At 60.9% G+C, this 16,559-nt stretch carries 17 protein-coding genes and 2 pseudogenes; 10 read left to right on the top strand and 9 right to left on the bottom strand.

Annotation, left to right across the window (positions count from 1 at the left end):
• Positions 1 to 169 precede the first annotated feature (169 nt).
• Together HP062_RS08760 and cobF are read left to right on the top strand one after the other, a co-directional pair.
• Positions 170 to 730, top strand: coding sequence for a histidine phosphatase family protein (locus HP062_RS08760; protein WP_172791273.1), 561 nt, complete (start codon positions 170 to 172; stop codon positions 728 to 730).
• Entirely contained in the window at positions 730 to 1,485 is a 756-nt protein-coding gene (cobF, locus tag HP062_RS08755; RefSeq protein ID WP_169858089.1) for a precorrin-6A synthase (deacetylating), read from the top strand. The genes HP062_RS08760 and cobF overlap by 1 nt, the downstream gene beginning before the upstream one ends.
• Positions 1,486 to 1,594: 109 nt before the next feature.
• On the opposite strand, the gene ftrA is transcribed toward cobF, so the two are convergent.
• Complete coding sequence (gene ftrA, locus HP062_RS08750; RefSeq protein WP_172791272.1) at positions 1,595 to 2,569, bottom strand: transcriptional regulator FtrA; 975 nt, start codon at positions 2,567 to 2,569, stop codon at positions 1,595 to 1,597.
• 102 nt (positions 2,570 to 2,671) lie between these two features.
• On the opposite strand from ftrA, the gene HP062_RS08745 reads away from it, so the two are divergent.
• Positions 2,672 to 3,106: a rhodanese-like domain-containing protein gene (locus tag HP062_RS08745; RefSeq protein ID WP_083376405.1), complete on the top strand. Its 435-nt coding sequence runs from the start codon at positions 2,672 to 2,674 to the stop codon at positions 3,104 to 3,106.
• A 190-nt stretch (positions 3,107 to 3,296) separates the two neighbouring features.
• On the opposite strand, the pseudogene HP062_RS08740 reads toward HP062_RS08745, so the two are convergent.
• A pseudogene (locus tag HP062_RS08740) lies at positions 3,297 to 3,940 on the bottom strand (type 1 glutamine amidotransferase).
• A 245-nt stretch (positions 3,941 to 4,185) separates the two neighbouring features.
• Here HP062_RS08740 and HP062_RS08735 point away from each other — a divergent pair.
• From HP062_RS08735 to HP062_RS08725, 3 genes are all read left to right on the top strand, one after another.
• Positions 4,186 to 4,965, top strand: a complete 780-nt coding sequence (locus HP062_RS08735; protein ID WP_077749081.1) for an ABC transporter substrate-binding protein — start codon at positions 4,186 to 4,188, stop codon at positions 4,963 to 4,965.
• A gap of 202 nt (positions 4,966 to 5,167) precedes the next feature.
• Positions 5,168 to 6,280: a succinylglutamate desuccinylase/aspartoacylase family protein gene (locus HP062_RS08730; RefSeq protein WP_010455542.1), complete on the top strand. Its 1,113-nt coding sequence runs from the start codon at positions 5,168 to 5,170 to the stop codon at positions 6,278 to 6,280.
• A 183-nt stretch (positions 6,281 to 6,463) separates the two neighbouring features.
• On the top strand, positions 6,464 to 7,180 hold the full coding sequence (locus HP062_RS08725; RefSeq protein ID WP_145308252.1) for an alpha/beta hydrolase: 717 nt from the start codon (positions 6,464 to 6,466) through the stop codon (positions 7,178 to 7,180).
• Between the two features lie 3 nt (positions 7,181 to 7,183).
• On the opposite strand, the gene HP062_RS08720 is transcribed toward HP062_RS08725, so the two are convergent.
• The 4 genes and pseudogenes from HP062_RS08720 to HP062_RS08710 form a co-directional block, all read right to left on the bottom strand.
• Positions 7,184 to 7,771, bottom strand: coding sequence for a hypothetical protein (locus tag HP062_RS08720; protein ID WP_010455538.1), 588 nt, complete (start codon positions 7,769 to 7,771; stop codon positions 7,184 to 7,186).
• A 91-nt stretch (positions 7,772 to 7,862) separates the two neighbouring features.
• Positions 7,863 to 8,050, bottom strand: a pseudogene (locus HP062_RS31310) (glutathione S-transferase family protein); the annotation flags it as partial.
• A 41-nt stretch (positions 8,051 to 8,091) separates the two neighbouring features.
• Positions 8,092 to 8,961 (bottom strand): DMT family transporter, encoded by an 870-nt coding sequence (locus tag HP062_RS08715; RefSeq protein WP_256666145.1) that lies wholly within the window; start codon positions 8,959 to 8,961, stop codon positions 8,092 to 8,094.
• Positions 8,962 to 9,070: 109 nt separating this feature from the next.
• Positions 9,071 to 9,865 carry a hypothetical protein gene (locus HP062_RS08710; protein ID WP_172791271.1) on the bottom strand — a complete coding sequence of 265 codons (795 nt, stop codon included), beginning with the start codon at positions 9,863 to 9,865 and terminating at the stop codon, positions 9,071 to 9,073.
• A 164-nt stretch (positions 9,866 to 10,029) separates the two neighbouring features.
• Between HP062_RS08710 and HP062_RS08705 the strand changes: the two genes are divergently transcribed.
• The 3 genes from HP062_RS08705 to HP062_RS08695 all read left to right on the top strand — a co-directional run bounded on the left by HP062_RS08705 (position 10,030) and on the right by HP062_RS08695 (position 12,495).
• A complete protein-coding gene (locus tag HP062_RS08705; protein WP_010455529.1) occupies positions 10,030 to 10,563 on the top strand; it encodes a chalcone isomerase family protein in 534 nt (177 codons plus the stop codon).
• Between the two features lie 10 nt (positions 10,564 to 10,573).
• On the top strand, positions 10,574 to 11,098 hold the full coding sequence (locus tag HP062_RS08700) for a DUF3833 domain-containing protein (RefSeq protein ID WP_010455527.1): 525 nt from the start codon (positions 10,574 to 10,576) through the stop codon (positions 11,096 to 11,098).
• A gap of 77 nt (positions 11,099 to 11,175) precedes the next feature.
• The gene (locus HP062_RS08695; protein WP_077749086.1) at positions 11,176 to 12,495 is read left to right on the top strand and encodes an Nramp family divalent metal transporter; all 1,320 of its coding nucleotides are present in this window, start codon (positions 11,176 to 11,178) and stop codon (positions 12,493 to 12,495) included.
• Positions 12,496 to 12,900: 405 nt separating this feature from the next.
• On the opposite strand, the gene HP062_RS08690 is transcribed toward HP062_RS08695, so the two are convergent.
• Genes HP062_RS08690 through HP062_RS08680 form a run of 3 tightly spaced genes read right to left on the bottom strand, consistent with a single transcriptional unit; the run spans position 12,901 to position 15,491 of the window.
• Positions 12,901 to 14,082: an acetyl-CoA C-acetyltransferase gene (locus HP062_RS08690; RefSeq protein ID WP_083376409.1), complete on the bottom strand. Its 1,182-nt coding sequence runs from the start codon at positions 14,080 to 14,082 to the stop codon at positions 12,901 to 12,903.
• 11 nt (positions 14,083 to 14,093) lie between these two features.
• Entirely contained in the window at positions 14,094 to 14,759 is a 666-nt protein-coding gene (locus tag HP062_RS08685; protein ID WP_010455523.1) for a CoA transferase subunit B, read from the bottom strand.
• 33 nt (positions 14,760 to 14,792) lie between these two features.
• Positions 14,793 to 15,491, bottom strand: coding sequence for a CoA transferase subunit A (locus tag HP062_RS08680; protein WP_010455522.1), 699 nt, complete (start codon positions 15,489 to 15,491; stop codon positions 14,793 to 14,795).
• A gap of 151 nt (positions 15,492 to 15,642) precedes the next feature.
• On the opposite strand from HP062_RS08680, the gene HP062_RS08675 reads away from it, so the two are divergent.
• Positions 15,643 to 16,545, top strand: a complete 903-nt coding sequence (locus HP062_RS08675) for a LysR family transcriptional regulator (RefSeq protein WP_102595014.1) — start codon at positions 15,643 to 15,645, stop codon at positions 16,543 to 16,545.
• Positions 16,546 to 16,559: the final 14 nt, after the last annotated feature.

The raw sequence follows: 16,559 nt of genomic DNA, 5'->3' as shown, positions 1-16,559 counted from the left end.
CATCGCCCACACGGGTGTCAGAGATTGCCTAACTTAATGGGTTAAACAAGCTCGCGTCGCGTCGGTACTGATGCAAACGAAACGCCCTGGATCAAGCGTCTTGCGGCACAATTGCGTGATTATCGGCGGCATCGAGCCGTTTTCCATTTCATCGACAGGGTGATAAACCGTGCAGGCAACCCGTTTGACCCTGATGTGCCACGCGCGAACAGTCGCACAAAAATTGGCGAGTTTTCCTACGAATGAGCCGTTGGAATTTTATGGCCAATTGGCAAAGGGTTCGCGCAGCAGTCAGTTCGAGGGGGCGCCACGGGTGCTCTGTGGGCCGGAGTTGCGCACGCAGCAGACCGCCGAGTTGTTTGGCAATAACGTTGAAATCGTTTCGGCCCTGAGGGATTGTGACTTCGGACGGTGGAGCGGGGTGCGGATCAATGACCTGCAAAAGTCCGAACCCGATGCACTGCAAACCTGGCTAGATGATCCGACCTCGGCGCCCCATGGCGGTGAGTCGGTCGCGCAACTCTGTGAACGCGTGGCGCAGTGGCTCCAGGCCCTTGTGGCAACACCGGGGCATGTCCTTGCCATCACCCATCCCTTTGTCATTCGCGCAGCACTGACGCAGGTGTTGCAGGCCAAGGCATTCAACCTGATCGACGTCGAACCGTTGTCGGCCGTCGAGTTGCGGTTCACCGGCCGCTGGCGCCTGCGTTTGCTTGAAGGAGAAATTTGATGAAGAAGCTGCTGGTCATCGGCATCGGCGCCGGCAACCCTGACTACATCACAATGCAGGCCGTGAAGGCGCTGAACCTCGTCGACGTGTTTTTCCTGATGGACAAGGGCCAGAGCAAGGACAAATTGATCGACCTGCGCCGTGAGATCTGCGAGCGCTACATCACCGGTCACGACTACCGCTTCGTCCAAGCCCATAGCCCGGAACGCGAGCGCGGGGAGGTGGACTACAAGACCAGTGTCGACGATCTGAACCTCGCCAAGCAGCAGACCTTCGAGCGGCTGATCAATGAGGAACTGTCCGACGGCCAGTGCGGCGGTTTTCTGGTGTGGGGCGATCCGGCGTTGTACGACAGCACCCTGCGGATTTTGCAGGCGATCCTGGCCTCGGGCCGTTGTGCGTTCGAGTATGACGTGATCCCCGGAATCACCAGCGTTCAGGCGCTGGCGGCGCAACACAAGGTACCGCTGAATAGCATCGGCCGCTCAATTGAAATCACCACTGGCCGACGGCTGGCGGCGGGGCAAGTGAGCGATGCCGACAGCCTCGTGGTGATGCTCGATGCCGAGGATTCCTACCATCAAGTGGCGGATCAGGAGACGGAGATTTACTGGGGCGCGTATCTGGGGACGCCGGATGAAATCCTGATCAGCGGCAAGCTCAAGGACGTGGCGCCGGAGATTGAGCGGGTGCGCAAGGCGGCGCGGGTGGCGAATGGGTGGATTATGGATACTTACCTGTTGCGCAAGCCTTGAGGTAAACGGTGCCTGAGCTGATGTCTTCGCGGGCAAGCCTCTCTCCTACAGGTATTGCGTCGCCTTTGTAGGAGCGAGGCTTGCCCGCGAAGAGGCCCTCAAGCGCACCTCAAATAATGGCTTTGACCCCACGCCCAAACCGCTCCCGATACACTGACGGCGGCACGCCCACCACCCCACGAAACGCCACGCGAAAGCTCTCCACCGAGCGATACCCACACCGCGCGGCAATCTGGTCGGTGTTTTGCCCGGTGCTCTCCAGCAACTCCTTCGCCCGCGCCAGCCGCTCATGCTGCAACCACGCCTTGGGCGGCATGCCGGTGGCTTCAGTAAACCGACGCAGAAACGTGCGTTCACTCATGGCCGCCTCGCTCGCCAGTTCGCGAACCTCCAGCGGTTCGTGCAAGCGTTCCCGGGCCCACTGCATGACACGGGACAAATCGCTGCGCGGCGTCGGGCTGACGGGCGTAGGAATAAACTGCGCCTGACCGCCGGTGCGTTGCGGCGACATCACCAGGCGCCGCGCCACGGAGTTGGCCACCTGCGTGCCTAAGTCCCGCGTCACCAGGTGCAGGCACGCATCGATCCCCGCCGCGCTGCCCGCCGAGGTGATCAATTGACCGGAATCGACATAGAGCACATCCGGGTCCACCCGAATGTTCGGAAAACGTTCGGCCAACTCAGCGGCATAGCGCCAATGGGTGGTGGCGCCGTGCCCGTCCAGCAGGCCGGTCGCCGCCAGCACAAACACACCGGAGCAGATCGACAGCAACCGCGCTCCCCGCGCATGCGCCTGGCGCAGGGCGGCGAGCACGTGTTCCGGTACCGGCGCGTTGCGATCGCGCCAGCCGGGAATGATGATCGTGCGGGCCTCTTCGAGCAGTTCCATGCCGCCATCGGCCAGCACCTGAATCCCGCCCATGGCGCGCATCGGGCCCTGATCCACGGCGACGATACGATGCTCATACCAAGGGAAGTCGAACTCCGGCCGCGCCAGGCCGAAGATCTCCACGGCGATGCCGAATTCGAACGTACAGAGGCCGTCGTAGACCAGAATCGCGACCAATCCAGGGTTCGGTTGCATTTGGCGGAAAGTTCCCGGTAAGTGTCTTGTGCGCCACTGTAGCCGCAAGCGTCGGGCGGATAAAGTCTTCTCATACCCACTCAAGACTTTGGAGTACAGCCCATGACCAGCCAGGTCCGCGCCATTCCCGCAGCCCCTTCGGCCATTGCCCTGATGCACTTCAGCAACCGTCTGACCTTTGAAACCGATTGTTCCGACGTGTACGGCAGCCAGCAGTCCGGCGATGTGGATTTTGTCCTGGTGGACGTTCGCGGACCGTTGGCGTTCGAACGCGGGCATGTGCCCGGCGCGATCAACATTCCGGGACGCCTGCTCACCGCCGAGAGCCTGGCGGGTTACCCGACGTCCACCTTGTTTGTGGTCTATTGCGCCGGGCCACACTGTAACGGTGTGCACAAGGCGGCGGTGAAGCTGGCGGCGCTGGGTTACCCGGTCAAGGAGATGATCGGCGGCGTGACCGGGTGGCTGGATGAGGGGTTGGAACTGAGTGTTGCGGTGCAGCGGCCTGCTACCACCGCTATCGGTTGCGAATGCTGATATTCAGACACCGCTGAACCATCGTGGCGAGGGAGCTTGCCCCCGCTGGGTTGCGCAGCAGCCCCGCAATCTTGGCAATTGTCGAAGATTTTTGGGAGCGCTTCGCACTCCAGCGGGAGCAAGCTCCCTCGCCACAAAAGCTCCGTTGCCACAAAGGCTCACTGGCCACAGGAGCCCGTCAATCCTTAGTTCAGCGACTGCTTGAGCACGCTGCCCACCACCCATCCAGCGTTGCCTGCAACCATTCGAACACGGCTGCATGGGCGGCGCTGTCCTGTTGCCCCCGAGGCAACGGCGACTCCTCTCCAAAGTGCGCATTGAGCATGGCCACCGACTCCGCATTCCACTCTGGATGAAACTGCAAGCCCACCCGCGTCGGCCCCCGCGATACATCTGCTGTTCACATTGATCGCTGCTGGCCAGCACTTGCGCATCAGGCGGCAAGTCGATTGCGTCTTCGTGCCACTCCAGCACCTTCAGCGTCCGGCCATCGACGAACGTCACGGTGGTCCAGCCGGTTTCGGACCGATCCATCCGCCGCACGTTTCCTCCCAGACTCAGCGCCAGCAACTGCGCCCCCAGACAAATCGCAAACACCGCCGCGCCCTGATCCAGGCTTGCCGCCAGCCACTGCCGTTCTGCTTCCAGCCACGCCGGCCCGGCGTTGGATTCATAAGGTCCGCCCAGCACGATCACGGGCGCCGCGCTAACCGGCGGTAACTGGCCGAGGTCGGCGCGTAAGATGTTCAGCGTCACCCCTCTGGACGCTGCCCAATTGGCAATGGCGCCTGGACCTTCGGCGGGGTGGTGCTGGATCAGATTCAAGGTGGGCATCGGTACTCTCTGTAGTTTTTGCGTGTAGGTTTTGTCTGAAAAAAGGGCTTGTCCTACAGTCCTTGCACCGCCTTGGCGCACGCTTCAAGGGCTTTGAATGGAGCAGCCACGTTTCTATAAGTATTTGTCGCTTAAAAACAATTTGCCCATTAGAAGCCATTCTAGACTGCCGGCCACTTCGATCTTCACCGACCGAAAGTCATTCGAAAGCTGCCAATAAAAGCCTCCGCACACAGGAGTTATAAATGAAGAAGCTAGTGATGTTTGGTGCCTTGGCACTGTCGATGTTGTCCCTGACCGCCGTGGCCGATGACGCCAAGCCGATCCGCATCGGTATCGAAGCCGGTTACCCGCCATTCTCGATGAAAACCCCTGACGGTAAACTCACCGGTTTCGACGTCGATATCGGCGACGCGCTGTGCGAGCAGATGAAAGTGAAGTGCACCTGGGTCGAGCAAGAATTCGATGGCCTGATCCCGGCACTGAAAGTGAAGAAAATCGACGCGATCCTGTCGTCCATGACCATCACTGACGATCGTAAGAAGAACGTCGATTTCACCATCAAGTACTACCACACCCCGGCCCGTTTCGTGATGAAGGCAGGCACCGACATCAAGGACCCGCTGACCGAACTCAAGGGCAAGAAAGTCGGTGTGCTGCGCGCCAGCACCCACGACCGCTTCGCCACCGAAGTGCTGGTTCCGGCCGGTATCAACCTGGTTCGCTACGGCTCCCAGCAGGAAGCCAACCTGGACATGGTGTCCGGTCGCGTAGACGCGCTGCTGGCCGACTCGGTCAACCTGGACGACGGTTTCCTGAAAACCGACGCCGGTAAAGGCTTCGCTTTCGTCGGCCCGACCTACGAAGACGCCAAGTACTTCGGCGGCGGCGCCGGTATCGCTGTGCGCAAGGGCGATACTGCGCTGGCCGACAAATTCAACACCGCCATCACCGAAATCCGCGCCAACGGCAAGTACAAGCAAGTGCAAGACAAGTACTTCGACTTTGACGTTTACGGCCAGTAATCACGCCGTTCAAAAAAGTGGCAACCGTTGACGCGGTTGCCATTTTTTATGCCCGCTCTGTGTTGAAATGAAATCCCTTGTGGGAGCGAGCCTGCTCGCGAAATCGGTCGTTCAGCTGCATTTATGTTGACTGACCCACCGTTTTCGCGAGCAGGCTCGCTCCCACAGGTGATTTTCGCCGTTCAGCCATTCAGGAGTGACCATGCAACGCATCGACCATCCTCTGCCCTGGAGCCACCTGGGCACCGAACGCACCCTCAGCGTGTTTCGTTACGGCGCGGGTCCTCGCAAGGTTTACATCCAGGCCAGCCTGCACGCTGACGAGTTGCCCGGTATGCGCACAGCCTGGGAGCTGAAGAAACGCCTGGCCGAACTCGAAACCCAGGGCCAGTTGCAGGGCGTGATCGAGTTGGTGCCGGTGGCCAATCCGATCGGTCTTGACCAGCACCTGCAAGGCAGCCATATGGGGCGCTTCGAGCTGGGCAGCGGCAAGAACTTCAACCGCGCCTTCGTTGAACTCAGCACCCCGGTGGCCGCATTGATTGGCGACCAGTTGGGTCAAGATGCGCAGGCCAACATCGCGCTGATTCGCCAGACCATGGGCCAAGTCCTCGACGACTTGCCGGCACCGGCTTCGCAGCTGGAAGCCATGCACCGCCTGCTGCTGCGGCACGCCTGCGAGGCTGACATCACGCTGGACCTGCATTGCGATTTCGATGCGGCCATTCATTTGTATGCGTTGCCACAACACTGGCCGCAGTGGCAATCCCTGGCCGCGCGTCTGAAGGCCGGGGTGGCGTTGCTCTGTGAAGACTCCGGCGGCAGTTCATTCGATGAGTCCTGTTCGTCGCCGTGGCTGCGCCTGGCGCGGGCCTTCCCCGAGGCGGCGATTCCCCCGGCCAATCTGGCGACGACGCTGGAACTGGGCAGCATGGGCGATACGCGAGTCGATCAGGCCCAGGCCAATTGCGAGGCGATTCTGGGGTTCCTCGCCGAGCAGGGTTTCATCACGGGCACCTGGCCTGCGGCACCCAGCGAGTGCTGTGAAGGCATGCCGTTCGAGGGCACCGAATACCTGTTTGCACCGCATCACGGTGTCGTCAGTTTTCTGCGTGATTCGGGTGAGTGGGTGGAGAAGGGCGATGCGCTGTTTGAGGTGGTTGATCCGCTGAGCGACCGCGTGACAACCGTTCGCGCCGGGACCAGCGGTGTGTTGTTTGCGATTGATCGCGGGCGGTATACGCAGCCGGGGACGTGGCAGGCGAAGGTGGCGGGGCGTGAGGTGATTCGGGTGGGGAAACTGGTTAACGACTGAGGGTTGTCGCCATTGCCAAAGGCGTCTTCGCGAGCAGGCTCGCTCCCACAGGTTTGATGTGCGACACACATCCACTGTGGGAGCGAGCCGGCTCGCGAAGACGGCATCAACAGCACCACAAATCCCCTTGCTGTGCGCACAGTGTTAGGCTCCCCCGAATCCTGCACTTGTGAAGGAAGGTTTATGTTGAAGTTTCTCGCTCTGCTGACGCTGCTGGCCTCGGCCACCGTCCACGCTGAACCCCCGCTGCACACTGATCTGCCGCTCAAATACCTTGAGCAGGCGCATCCCGAGTCCCGCCACCAGCCCCTGGTGATTTTCCTCCACGGTTACGGCAGTAACGAGCAGGACCTGTTCGATATCAAAGATCAATTGCCTGCGCAATACACCTTCCTGTCAGTGCGGGCACCGATGGTGATGGAGGAGGGCAGTTACAAGTGGTTCCGCGAGAAGGGCAACGCTGCCTACAACGGTGAGACCGATGATCTGAAGGCCAGCGGCCAGGTGCTGCTGGACTTCATTGCACAGGCGGCGAAGAAGTATCACACCGAACCCGACAAGGTCTTCCTGGTAGGTTTCAGCCAAGGCGCGATCATGTCCTACGAGGTGGCGCTGCGTCATCCCGAAGCCGTCGGCGGGATTGCGGCCCTGAGCGGGCGGATTCTGCCGGTGCTGAAATCCGAACTCAAACCGGATGAAAAACGCCAGAAGCTGGCGATCTTCATCGGTCATGGCACGGCAGACAAACGCTTGCCGTACATCGACGGCACCGAGGCCAACAGCCTGTTACAGAGCCTGTCTCTCAAGCCTGAATTTCATGCCTACCCCGGTGTCGGTCACAGCATCAGTGCCACCGAAATGCAGGATTTGAGCGCCTGGTTGCAGCGCCTCAACCCCTGAAGCTTATTTGCCGCTGACGATCTGCTTGACCAGCGTCTCGTGGCCGCCGTTGTCGCTGAGGCGGGAAATCACCTGAACGATCGCCATGCGCGTGTTGGACGCGGCCATCACTGTGGTGTCGAGGGTTTTGCCGCCGCCCTGGGTGGCGGTGCTGTCGATCTGCCGCAAGCCCAGGCCGGTGCCTTTCTGCGTCAGGCTTTTTTCGCTGAGTTTGGTGAAGTCCGGCAGCGCCTTGGCTTGTTCGGAGGCGAAGTCGGCCGCTGCGGAGTCGAGGAACGGACCGTCGTTATCCTTGACGTTGGCGCCACCGGGGATGGTGTTTTCAGCGGCGATTACGACGGTTTTGGTGGTCTGGTTGGTGTACATGGTGCCCGTTGCCCCGGCTGTACCGGTAGCCGCGTCGCCGGCCGGGAGCGGGTTGGCGATGAAGCCCTTGGGCAGGGTGAACTTGAACTTGCCGCCGAGCATCGAGACCACTTGCGCGGGCGCTTTATCGCTGGCGGTGGCCTTGGCGGCAGAGGCATTCAACGCCCCCAGGCTGGCGGCCGCCGTCAGTAACAGGACAACGGCTTTTTTACTCAACAATGACATTTGGAAACTCCAGGGATGATCGCGCATTCGCCGCAATCATCCCATGGAACACGATTTGTAGCAGCTGCCGAAAACCATCCTCACCACAGTCTCAGGCCTGATTTTGCGCTAACAGGTTATGACGGGTTTCTTCGTTGAACTCGGTCTTGAACACCCATTTCTCCCTGAGATCCTGCGCACGCTGGGCGCCCGGGCGGGCGCTGTTTCATCGAACAGACGCTTGACGTTCGGGTAGGCCGCCAGGCCGTTCTCGCCGAGGATGTAATGCGCGTAGCCAGACGCTTCGAGTAGCAGGGCAACGTTCATCGGGTTCGGTAGCTTTACTCGTTCGGAACAATTGAACGTGTTGCGGGCGCTCTATCGCTTGCGCTCGACGTGGCGATCACCGCCCCCGCGATGATCAACACGGCAGGGATGATCAGGATCGGACCGGCCTGGCTGCGTCCCACGGCAAGCAGCAATAACGTCGATATCAACGGTGCCAGATAGGAAAGCGCCCCCAGCGTCGCCAGACTGCCGTGTTTGGTGGCGTGGTCCCAGGCAAGAAATGCCAACCCGACCGGCCCGAGGCCAAGCACCACAATCGCGGTCCATTGGCCGGGATCAGGCAGTACCGTGGTTTCGAAGGCCAGATGGCAAATCAGACCGGACACGGCCGACATACCGCAGATCCCGCCGATGATGCTGCTGGGCACGTTGTTGAACCGTCGGTTGATCACCGAGTAACCGGCCCAGATCACCGCACAGCCGAAGGCCGCGAGATAACCGGCGATGGGCATCGAGGCGCCAGCCTCCGGGCCGTGTTGTTGCATGATGAACGCGGTGCCGGCCAGCCCCAGCAGCGCGCCGAGCATTTGCCGCTTGTGCAGCTTTTCCCCGGCCGAGAACGCCGAGAGCAGCACCAGCAACAGCGGCCACAGGTAGTTGATCAGACTGGCTTCGGCCGCCGGGGCTACTTTGAGCGCGAAAAAATACAGCGCGTGATAAACGAAAATGCCCACGAACCCGGTCACCCATACCGCCCAGGGCTGTCGCCAGCTACTGAAGCCGGCGAGCCCGCGCCGACCCAGAATCACCAGGCTCGCCACAAACGCTATGCCGAAGCTCAGTGTCAGCAGTTCAAAGGGCGGAATGCCTTCGGTGAGGGTGGTCAACAGCGCGAGGCAGGACCAGAGAACTATCGCGATCACGCCAACGGCGGTGGCTGAGTGGGGGGACGGACGAGGGACGATGCGAGACTCATGTCTGTTCCTTCAGCACGTAGCGGGCGACATCCTGGCCCTCTGGATGTGAAGGAGCTTAGCGTTTGATCGCTGATCGTCCAGTCTCGGTCGTCGAGTTGATCGGTCGCGCCAGCAAGCGCCTGGTTATGCCCAACATCCCCACGGACACCGCAACACCGAGGGCAAAGGCGCTCATGCCCATGTCGGGCAACGCCAGCGCCAACACCAGGCAAAACGCCGCGAACGAATACATGCCGGTCGCCGTCGCCCGCAGCAATGCTGCCGTAAACGCCGGGCCGCGGGTTTGCTGGGAAAACACCGCCATCACGCTGCCGAGTACCGGGAACACCGCGAGCAAACCGCTCCAGCCTTCGCCGACGGTGCTGGCGAGTAAGGTCACGGCGAGGGTGAGCAGGGCGCCGGCCATCATGCGCAGCAGCAGTCTGTCGGACTTCGGCGCCGGGCCTGTAACGATGGGTTGCACACTGGGAAACAGGTACGGCGCCGCCAGCAGTGCGGTGGCGGCCGCGATCACCGAGAACATCAGCGAGGGGGGTATCAGCGAGAGCACCACGGCCACGGCGGACCAGACCAGCAGTGAAATGGTCAACGCCCATGGCCATCCTGTCCGTTGAGCGACCTGGGCGTAGGTCACGCAGAAGGCAATCATCGCGGACATCGCCGACAACGCCGCCGTCGCTGATTGAGCGGCGAACACCTGGCCTTGTTCGATGGCAAGGAAGAACAGAATCGGCCCGACCACCACCGGCAATCCCGACAGCCAACCGGCCACGCTGGGGCCCCAGCGTTTGCCAGCCAGGGAAATCAACAAGAGGAAGCCTGGAATCACCAGCAGCTTGAGCATCAGCACGCACACGTCTCCGACCTGAGTGAGGCGCCAACGTTAGCACTGCGGACGCAGGATTGCTCTAGGAATGAGGGGGTTTTGTATACAAAACTTGCAACTCAAATAATTGTACAAAACGTAGCTTTGCGTATAAGTTTTTAACAGGTGCCCATGGTGAGAAAAACGCGATGAACAGACTCCGGTTGCGCCTGTATCACGGTGTGTTGTTGCTGGGATTGTCATGCACCCAGGCCTTGGCCAATTGGCAGGAGGCATTGCCCGGCGCGCAGATCATCGGTGCCGGCGAGTTTCGGGTGTTCGGATTCGATGTCTACAACGCTCGGCTCTGGAGTGCGGCCCGGCCTTTGGCACCAGATCAGCCGTTTGCCCTGGAGCTGATCTATCAGCGCAGCATTTCCCGCGATGATTTGGTGCAGGCCAGTGTCGATGAAATCAAGCGGTTGTCCGGCGCCTCGGTCAGCACCGAGCAACTCGAGCGCTGGAAGGTGCAGATGCAACAGTCGTTCGTCGACGTAAAAGCCGGCATGCGCATTACCGGCGTTTATTTGCCGGGGCAGGGCGCGCGGTTCTTTGTCGGCCAGCAGCCGCAACACGAAGTGAAAGACCCGCAATTCGCCCGGGCCTTTTTCGATATCTGGCTCGACCCACGTACACGTAATCCGGAGTTGCGCCAGCAGTTGCTGGGCAGCGCCAAGCCTTGAGGTGCATGACATGTTGAAAAATCTGCTGCTGGTGTTGTGCGTCTGCCTGGCGGGCTGCAGCGTCGATGTGCAGCATTACAGCGAGCAAAACCCCAAGCTCGATCTACCCGGGTTCTTCGTCGGGCGAGTGGATGGCTGGGGAATGTTCCAGAAGCGCTCGGGCGAGGTGGTCAAACGCTTTCATGTGCTGATCAACAGCCGAATGGACGGTCAGAACCTGATCATGCATGAAGCCTTTACCTACAGCGACGGCACGAAGCAGACCCGTGTCTGGACGTTGTACCCGGACGGCCCTGGCCGTTGGCGCGGTACGGCCGGCGATGTGGTCGGCGAGTCTCGCGGTGAGGTCGCCGGCAACGCGCTGCACTGGCGCTATGAACTGAGCCTGCCGGTGGACGACAAGGTCTACCAGGTGCATTTCGACGACTGGATGTACTTGCTGGACGAAAACACCATGGCCAATCGCTCCGCCATGACCAAGTTTGGTGTTGAATTGGGCCAGGTGACCTTGTTCTTCCGCCGCCACGGCGCCTGATACCCGGGCATTTGCCCCTTGGGCGCAGGGGCTGAAACGTCTAAGCTGCGCTTTTCCAACTGTCGACGGATGTGTCCGTGAAATTCAGTTTGCCCAAGGTTGGCACTGCGCCATTTTGCCCGCCGGAAGTGGCGGGCAGCGTTGCAGTTGATCCCAACGCTTCATTTTTCAAACGCATGCTGCGCTTTGCCGGTCCTGGCTTGCTGGTGTCCATCGGCTACATGGACCCGGGCAACTGGGCGACCGCCATCGAGGCCGGTTCGCGTTTTGGTTACAGCCTGTTGTTCGTGGTGCTGCTGGCGAGTCTGGCGGGGATGGTGGTGCAGTGTCTGTGTTCGCGCCTGGGCATCGCCACCGGCCGCGATCTGGCGCAGCTGTCCCGGGAGCGCTACAGCACACGGACCGCGCGGACTCAATGGGTGCTGGCGGAAATCTCGATCATCGCCACCGATCTGGCGGAAGTGCTCGGTTGCGCGCTGGCCTTTCACTTGCTGCTGGGCTGTTCGCTGACTGTCGGCATCGCGCTGACCGCGTTTGACACGCTGCTGGTGCTGGCCCTGCAAAACCGTGGTTTCCGCCGCCTGGAAGCGATCATGCTGGTGCTGGTGAGCACCATCGGCGTGTGCTTCTTCGTCGAGTTGCTGCTGATCAAGCCGTACTGGCCGGACGTCGCCCGTGGATTTACGCCGTCCCTGTCTGCCATTGGCGATGCCGCGCCGCTGTACCTGGCCATTGGCATCCTCGGGGCCACGGTGATGCCGCATAACTTGTACCTGCACACCTCGATCGTACAGACCCGAATGATCGGCAAGGACCTGGCCAGCAAGCGGGACGCGGTCAAACTGGCGCGGATCGATACCATTGGCTCTCTGGCGTTGGCGCTGCTGGTCAATGCGGCGATCCTGATCCTCGCCGCGGCGGCCTTTCATCAGAGCGGGCATACCGATGTGGTGGACATCCAGGACGCCTATCACTTGCTCGACCCACTGGTGGGCGGCGCCTTGGCCAGTGTGTTGTTTGGCGTGGCCTTGCTGGCGTCCGGGCAGAGCTCGACGTTTACCGGGACCATCGCGGGTCAGGTGATCATGGAAGGCTATCTGAACCTGCGGATTCCCTGCTGGCAACGACGGCTGATTACCCGGGGGCTGGCGTTGATCCCGGCGTTCATCGGCGTCTGGCTGATGGGTGACAATGCGATCGGCAAGTTGCTGGTGTTGAGTCAGGTGGTGTTGAGTCTGCAGTTGCCGTTTGCGTTGTACCCGCTGATTCGCATGACCAACGATCACAAATTGATGGGGCCGTTTGTGAATCGCTGGCCGACGCGGGTGTTGGCGTGGGGGTTGTTTGGGGTGATCAGTGGGGCGAATAGCTGGTTGATCTTGCAATTTTTGGGGTGACTGGGCTGGCCTCATCGCGAGCAGGCTCGCTCCCACAGTGGGTCTGAGGTGAACACAAAACCCTGTGGGAGCGAGCCTGCTCGCGATGAACGATAACGCGGTTTTCCGGGCGGCCCGTTGCCCACGCTGAACCTGGTGAAATTTGCCTGACGGCTGGGGCAAAAAAAGAACCCGGTGCTTCTGATGACTGTCAGCCCATACAGATACTGACTGTGGCGAGGTAGCTTGCTCCCGCTCGAGCGCGAAGCGCTCGCAAAATCTTCGACAATTGCCGGGATTTTAGGGCTGCTTCGCAACCCAGCGGGAGCAAGCTCCCTCGCCACAAAAGCCTGCAACGCAGGAACACCGGGGGTGTTACCAGGCCGCGCGGTTCTTCGTGGGTCCCCGCGCAGTCTGTTGAACGCTTTACGCCCGTTCGATCGCCAAAGCCACGCCCTGACCACCACCAATGCACAAGGTGGCGAGGCCTTTCTTGGCGTCGCGCTTGATCATTTCGTGCAGCAGGGTCACCAGCACCCGGCAGCCCGACGCACCGATCGGGTGACCGAGGGCGATGGCGCCGCCGTTGACGTTGACCTTGTTCAAGTCCCATTCCAGGTCCTTGGCCACCGCCAGGGATTGCGCGGCGAAGGCTTCGTTGGCCTCGACCAGGTCCAATTGGTCGATGGACCAGCCAGCCTTGCTCAGGCAACGGCGCGTGGCCGAGACCGGGCCGATGCCCATGATTGCCGGGTCGACGCCCGCGTTGGCGTAAGCGGCGATTTTCGCCAGCACTGGAAGACCCAGGGCCTTGGCTTTGTCGGCGCTCATCAGGATCACGGCGGCGGCACCGTCGTTCAGGGACGAGGCGTTACCGGCAGTCACCGAACCGTCCTTTTTGAAGGCCGGTTTCAGTTTGCCCAGCGCTTCAGCGGTGGTGCCGGCACGCGGTTGCTCATCGGTGGCAAAGGACAGCGGATCGCCCTTGCGCTGCGGGATCAGGATCGGTGTGATCTCATCGACAAAACGCCCGGCTTCGATGGCAGCCGTGGCTTTCTGCTGCGAGGCCGCGGCGAAGGCGTCCTGTTGCTCGCGGGTCAGGTTGTACTTGTCCGCCAGGTTCTCGGCGGTGATGCCCATGTGGTAATCGTTGAACGCATCCCACAGGCCGTCGCTGATCATGGTGTCGACGATTTGCGCGTGACCCATGCGCAGGCCAGTGCGGGCTCCGGGCATGACGTAGTTGGACAGGCTCATGTTTTCCTGGCCGCCGGCAATGATCACCTCGGCGTCGCCGCAGCGGATCGCCTGAGTGGCCAGGTGCAAGGCTTTCAAACCCGAGCCGCAGACCTTGTTCAGGGTCATCGCCGGCACGGTAAACGGCAGGCCGGCCTTGATCGCGGACTGGCGCGCCGGGTTCTGCCCGGCACCGGCGGTCAACACCTGGCCCATGATCACTTCATCGACTTCAGCAACGTCCAGGCCGGTTTGTGCCAGCAGCTGACGGATCACCGCGGCACCGAGGTCAACGGCGGACACATTGGCCAGCGAGCCCTGGAAACTGCCGATGGCGGTTCGGGTGGCGGCAACAATAACGACGTCTTGCATGGAAGAATTCCTCACTGGGCAGCGAACTGCATTTCCGGAACGTGATCCGGCACGATCAGTTTACCGGCGGTCTTGGCGACAATCTCTTCGACGCTGACGCCCGGCGCACGTTCTTTGAGAATGAACGCGCCATTTTCGATTTCAAGGTAAGCCAGGTCGGTCAGCACACGCTTGATGCACCCGGCGCCGGTCAGCGGCAGGCTGCATTTGGACAGAAGCTTGGACTCACCGTCCTTGGACGCGTGGGTCATGATGACGATGATGTTGTCCGCGCCGGCCACCAGGTCCATGGCGCCGCCCATGCCCTTGACCAGTTTGCCGGGGATCATCCACGAGGCGATGTTGCCTTGCACGTCGACTTCAAAGGCGCCCAGCACGGTCAGGTCGACATGACCCCCGCGAATCATCGCGAAGGACTCGGCCGAGGAAAAGATCGACGCGCCGATACGCGCGGTCACCGTTTGTTTGCCGGCGTTGATCATGTCGGCATCGATGGTTTCTTCAGTAGGAAAGGGGCCCATGCCGAGCAGGCCGTTTTCCGACTGCAGCATGACTTCCATGCCTTCAGGGATGTAGTTGGCAACGAGGGTCGGAATGCCGATGCCCAGGTTCACGTAAAAGCCGTCCTGCATTTCGCGGGCGACGCGTTGAGCCATTTGTTCGCGGGAAAGTGCCATTGTTATTTTTCCTTCAGGTCCGGGGGCTGGGGATCACTTACGCACGGTGCGCTGTTCGATGCGCTTCTCGAACGTGCCGCAAATGACTCGGTCGACGTAGATGCCAGGGGTGTGGATCTGCGACGGTTCCAGCTCGCCGGGTTCGACGATTTCTTCGACTTCGACCACGGTGATCTTGCCGGCAGTGGCGGCCAGCGGGTTGAAGTTCTGGGCGGTGTGGCGATAGATCACGTTGCCGAAGTGGTCGGCTTTCCAGCCTTTGACGATGGCGAAATCACCGGTGATGGATTCTTCCATCAGGTACTTGCGGCCATGGAATTCGCGCACTTCCTTGCCATCGGCAACCGGAGTGCCAACGCCGGTGGCGGTGAAGAAAGCGGGGATGCCGGCACCGCCAGCGCGCATTTTTTCGGCGAGGGTGCCTTGCGGGGTAAGGACGACTTCGATTTCGCCTTTGAGCAGTTGGTCTTCGAACAGTTTGTTCTCACCGACGTAGGAGGCCACCACTTTGCGAATCTGCCGGTCTTCCAGCAACACGCCGAGGCCGAAACCGTCGACGCCGCAATTGTTGGAAACCACGGTGAGGTCACGGGTGCCCTTGCGCTTGATCTCGGCGATCAGGTTTTCCGGGATCCCGCACAGGCCGAAGCCGCCGGCGATCACAGTCATGCCGTCTTCAAGACCTGCCAGAGCTTCCTCATAGGAACTCACGCGCTTGTCGAAACCTGCCATATGCACCTCTTTTATTCTTTGTGGGCGGCTGGCTAGCCGTATGGGGTAGGAGTGTCTCGCTGGATGATTTATTTGTTAAGTTGATTTTTAAGGTTGATTGATAGATAAAACTCACCAATCAATTATCTTTAATACGTTGGAGCCCGCGCCCATGACAGTCAAGCAGATCCGCGCATTCCTGGCCGTGGCCCAGAGCCTGAGTTTCGCCGTGGCCTGCGAGCGGTTACACCTGTCGCAATCGGCCTTGAGCCTGACCATCAAAGCGCTGGAGGAGGGGCTGGGCGGCCGGCTATTCACCCGCAACACACGTAATGTGGCGTTGACGGCGGAAGGCGAATCCCTGGTGCCCCTGGCTCGCCGGCTGATTGCGGACTGGGACAACGCCGAGGATGAACTGCGCCAGCGTTTCACCCTCCAGCGCGGGCGCGTGACCCTGGCGGCAATGCCGTCGTTTGCCGGCAATCTGCTGCCGCCGATCCTCAAGACTTTTCGCGCCCGTTATCCCAAGGTCAACGTCACGGTGAACGACGTGATCAACGAGCAAGTGCTGGAAATGGTGCGCGACCGGCAGGTGGAGCTGGGGGTGGCGTTTGAGCCGTCGCAGAGTTCATCGCTGGCATTCACGCCGTTGTATATGGACCGTTTCGTTGCCGTGGTGCCGGACGACTCTCCCTTGGCGCAACGGCACGACATTGATTGGCAGACGTTGCTCCAGGAACCGTTCATTACCTTGCAGCGTCCGTCGACGGTACGGGTGATGCTGGAAGAACACTTGCAGGCCCGGGGGATGAAATTGCCGGTGGAGTTTGAAAGCCATCAGTTGGCGACAGTCGGAAGGATGGTGGCCAGCGGATTGGGCGTCAGCGCCGTGCCAGCCCTGTGCGCCGGGCAGATGCGCGAGTTGGGCGCACGGTGCATTACCTTGCGCGACCCGGTGGTGGAGCGGGCAATCGGGGTGCTGACCAAGCCAGGAGTGGAACTGTCGGCGGCGGCGCAGGCGTTGTTCGATATCCTCAAAGCCGAGAATCTGGGCGAGCGAGTGTCCATGCCCTGATCGCAATCCCCTGT

This window comes from Pseudomonas sp. B14-6 (genome assembly GCF_013260315.1).
Lineage (GTDB): Bacteria > Pseudomonadota > Gammaproteobacteria > Pseudomonadales > Pseudomonadaceae > Aquipseudomonas > Aquipseudomonas mandelii.
This window is presented reverse-complemented; position numbering and strand designations above follow the sequence as displayed.

Bases quoted from the DNA above. Each gene is read 5' to 3' on its own strand.
- HP062_RS08705 (WP_010455529.1), top strand. From the start codon at position 10,030: ATGAACAGACTCCGGTTGCGCCTGTATCACGGTGTGTTGTTGCTGGGA.
- HP062_RS08735 (WP_077749081.1), top strand. From the start codon at position 4,186: ATGAAGAAGCTAGTGATGTTTGGTGCCTTGGCACTGTCGATGTTGTCC.
- HP062_RS08745 (WP_083376405.1), top strand. From the start codon at position 2,672: ATGACCAGCCAGGTCCGCGCCATTCCCGCAGCCCCTTCGGCCATTGCC.
- HP062_RS08725 (WP_145308252.1), top strand. From the start codon at position 6,464: ATGTTGAAGTTTCTCGCTCTGCTGACGCTGCTGGCCTCGGCCACCGTC.
- HP062_RS08730 (WP_010455542.1), top strand. From the start codon at position 5,168: ATGCAACGCATCGACCATCCTCTGCCCTGGAGCCACCTGGGCACCGAA.
- HP062_RS08680 (WP_010455522.1), bottom strand. From the start codon at position 15,491: ATGGCAGGTTTCGACAAGCGCGTGAGTTCCTATGAGGAAGCTCTGGCA.
- ftrA (WP_172791272.1), bottom strand. From the start codon at position 2,569: ATGCAACCGAACCCTGGATTGGTCGCGATTCTGGTCTACGACGGCCTC.
- cobF (WP_169858089.1), top strand. From the start codon at position 730: ATGAAGAAGCTGCTGGTCATCGGCATCGGCGCCGGCAACCCTGACTAC.
- HP062_RS08675 (WP_102595014.1), top strand. From the start codon at position 15,643: ATGACAGTCAAGCAGATCCGCGCATTCCTGGCCGTGGCCCAGAGCCTG.
- HP062_RS08700 (WP_010455527.1), top strand. From the start codon at position 10,574: ATGTTGAAAAATCTGCTGCTGGTGTTGTGCGTCTGCCTGGCGGGCTGC.
- HP062_RS08685 (WP_010455523.1), bottom strand. From the start codon at position 14,759: ATGGCACTTTCCCGCGAACAAATGGCTCAACGCGTCGCCCGCGAAATG.
- HP062_RS08690 (WP_083376409.1), bottom strand. From the start codon at position 14,082: ATGCAAGACGTCGTTATTGTTGCCGCCACCCGAACCGCCATCGGCAGT.
- HP062_RS08720 (WP_010455538.1), bottom strand. From the start codon at position 7,771: ATGTCATTGTTGAGTAAAAAAGCCGTTGTCCTGTTACTGACGGCGGCC.